Origin of the sequence: Hyphomicrobium sp., from assembly GCF_020852195.1 — a bacterium.
Classification (GTDB): Bacteria; Pseudomonadota; Alphaproteobacteria; order Rhizobiales; family Hyphomicrobiaceae; genus Hyphomicrobium_C.
Map to the genome: position 1 here is coordinate 1 of NZ_JADZBI010000084.1, position 3310 is coordinate 3310.

Below are 3310 nucleotides of genomic sequence, written 5' to 3' on the forward strand. Positions count from 1 at the left end.
ATGCGGGCCGCGCGCCTGCTCTGGGCCGAGCTCATCAAAAAGGAGTTCGCGCCCAAGGATGCGCGCTCGCTGTCGCTCAGGACGCATTGCCAGACCTCGGGCTGGAGCCTCACGGCGCAGGACATCTTCAACAACGCGACGCGCACCTGCATCGAGGCCATGGCGGCGACGCAGGGGCACACGCAGTCGCTGCATACCAACGGCATCGACGAGGCCATCGCGCTGCCGACGGACTTCTCGGCGCGCATCGCGCGCAACACGCAGCTCCTAATCCAGCAGGAGAGCGGCACCTGCCGGCCGATCGACCCCTGGGGCGGCAGCCACTTCATCGAGCGACTGACCTACGAGCTGGCGCTCAAGGCCAAGGCACACATCGACGAGGTGGAGAAGCTCGGCGGCATGGCCAAGGCCATCGCGGCCGGCATCCCGAAGATCCGCATCGAGGAGGCCGCCGCCCGCACGCAGGCGCGCATCGACAGCGGCAAGCAGACCATCGTCGGGGTCAACAAGCTCGTGACGAAAGACGACCTCGAGATCAACCTCTTGAAGGTCGACAACAACTCCGTGCGCGAGCAGCAGATCGCCAAGCTCAAACGGTTGCGCGGCGAGCGCAACGAGGCGGAAACACAGGCGGCGCTGGCGGCCCTGACCGAGGGCGCCAAGGGCACCGCCAACCTGCTCGACCTCTGCGTCAAGGCTGCGCGCGCGAAGGCCAGCGTCGGCGAGATGTCGGAAGCCATGGAGCGCGTGTTCACGCGGCACCGGGCCGAGGTGCGTACGATCTCGGGTGTCTACAGATCGGAGGCAGGCGCCATGAACGACGATGTGGGCACGGTGATCCAGATGGCCGCGGCGTTCGAGAAAATGGACGGGCGGCGGCCGCGCATCCTGATCGCCAAGATGGGCCAGGACGGCCACGACCGCGGGCAGAAGGTGATCGCCTCCGCCTTCGCCGACCTCGGCTTCGATGTCGACATCGGGCCCCTGTTCGCGACGCCCGACGAGGCGGCGCGGCAGGCAGTGGAGAACGACGTGCACGTGATCGGCGTCTCGACCATGACCGCCGGCCACCTGACGCTGGTGCCGGACCTCAAGGCGTCGCTGGCGAAGGACGGGCGCGAGGACATCATGGTCGTGGTCGGCGGCGTGATCCCGCCGCACGACTATGACGCGCTCTACGCGGCCGGCGCGGAAGCGATCTTCGGCCCGGGCACGAACATCCCGAAGGCAGCCGCGGACCTCATCCAGAAGCTCAACGAGAAGTACGGGTACACGAAGGCCGCGGCGGAGTAGCCGTCGCAAAAACCATCGCGGTTGCTACGCAGCCATGCACGCGGCTTCCCGAACTCAGACGTCCGCCGAATTTCTGACTAGACCTTCGTAGGGTGGCAATCGACGGATATGCCCCTTACCTCCCCTGACAGTGCACGCTGTTCAACGGGGAGGACGATCTACCATGAAATCCATCAAGGTCTCGCAGCCCGGCGGGCTCGACAAGCTGCAGGTTGCCGAGATCGCCGATCCGGGTCCGCCCGGCGCGGGCCAGATCCGCGTGCGCCTGCACGCGAGCTCCCTCAACTATCACGACTATGCGGTGACGATCGGCGCCATTCCGGCCGACGACGGACGTATCCCCATGTCAGACGGCGCGGGCGTCGTGGAGGCGGTCGGTGCGGGTGTCACCCAGTTCACCGCGGGCGATCACGTGGTGTCGTGCTTCTTCCCGTACTGGCAGGACGGAGAGCCGACGCACGGCAACTTCGCGTACGTGCCCGGCGACGGCCTCGACGGCTATGCGCGCGAGGTCATCGTGACGCCCGCCGACTGGTTCACGCACGCGCCCAAGGGCTGGAGCCATATCGAGGCGGCGACGCTGCCGTGCGCGGCGCTGACGGCGTGGCGCGCGCTCGTCGTGGAAGGCGGCATCAAGGCCGGCGACAGCGTGCTGATCCTCGGCACGGGCGGCGTCGCGATCTTTGCGCTGCAGTTCGCCAAGGCGATGGGTGCGACCGCAATCGTCACCTCGTCGTCGGATGCCAAGCTCGAGCGGGCGCGGGCGATGGGCGCCGACTTCACCGTCAACTACAAGACCGATGCCGACTGGGGCGACACCGTGCGCCGGTGGACCGGCAAGCGCGGCGTCGACCACGTGCTGGAGATCGGCGGGCCAGGCACGCTCGCGCAGTCGATCACGGCGGCGCGCGTCGGCGGGCATATCTCGCTGATCGGCATCCTGACCGGCATCAAGGGCGAGGTGCCGACGCTCGCCCTGATGGCGAAGCAGATCAAGCTCAAGGGCATCATCGTCGGCAGCCGCGCGCACCAGCGCGACATGATCCGCGGCCTCGAGGCAACGGGGATCCGGCCGGTCATAGACAAGACGTTTCCGCTCGTGGGGCTCGCAGACGCGTTCCGCTACGAGGAGCAGGCCGGCCACTTCGGCAAGATCTGCGTGGAGATCTGAGGCCGGCGCACGCTACCGGCGCAATTCTGCAGGCCTGAAATCCACTCCCGGCGAGGCCATTGCCTTGCGCGGATACGGACGTGCGCGCGGCGACGCGCGTTGCGCGTGGCTCGGTTGCAACGCCATCGTGTATATCGCCAATGTCAGATATACAATTAGTTTATAAGGTGTTAATAATCTGTTGACTGTATTGTGTGCGTTTGGGGGACGTTATGCGTAAGTATCTTGTTGCGTTAGCATTTTTATCTTCATCAGCTTTTTCCACAGCGGGGTTCGCACAAGACTGGACAGGTTTCTATATCGGCGCTCACGGCGGTTATGCGTGGTCGGATATCGACTATCCGGGATTGAACCCTTATGTGGCGCCTCCGGCACCGTGCGGTGGCTGCGGTCCACCGCGCGCGAGCCTCGAGGGAGGCCTTCTCGGTGGCCAGGTTGGCTACAATTTTCAGTTCAGCAATCTCGTCCTGGGTATTGAGGTCGATTACGCCTTCGGCGATCTGAGCGAGACCGTCCGGGATGGAAACTACCTCGTTCAGACGCACGAGATCAGCGGGCTCGGGTCGGTCCGCGGCCGCCTTGGCTATGCGATCGGCGACAACATCCTGCCGTACGTGACCGGCGGCTGGGGCTGGGCAAAGGCCTCTCTCGGGCAGTCCTGCCCGAACGACGCGCGTGCTGTTGTCTCAGGCTATTGCTCTGGAGTGACCGCGACGCAGGGCGGCCCTCACAATCTGACCGACGAGCAGACGATCGATGGTTGGGTGCTTGGCGGCGGCGTCGAATATCGCATTTCCGACAACTGGTCGATCAAGGCCGAGTACCTGCACTACGATTTCGACGAGA

At 65.4% G+C, this 3310-nt stretch carries 3 protein-coding genes; all 3 read left to right on the top strand.

The features are described from left to right. A partial coding sequence (locus tag IT540_RS06685) for a methylmalonyl-CoA mutase family protein (RefSeq protein WP_291174771.1) occupies positions 1-1293 on the top strand: 1293 nt, incomplete at its 5' end. A 163-nt stretch (positions 1294-1456) separates the two neighbouring features. Beyond that, positions 1457-2464: an NAD(P)-dependent alcohol dehydrogenase gene (locus tag IT540_RS06690; protein WP_291174774.1), complete on the top strand. Its 1008-nt coding sequence runs from the start codon at positions 1457-1459 to the stop codon at positions 2462-2464. A gap of 212 nt (positions 2465-2676) precedes the next feature. Beyond that, positions 2677-3310: outer membrane beta-barrel protein (locus IT540_RS06695; RefSeq protein ID WP_291174776.1), on the top strand; the 634-nt coding region annotated here is incomplete at its 3' end.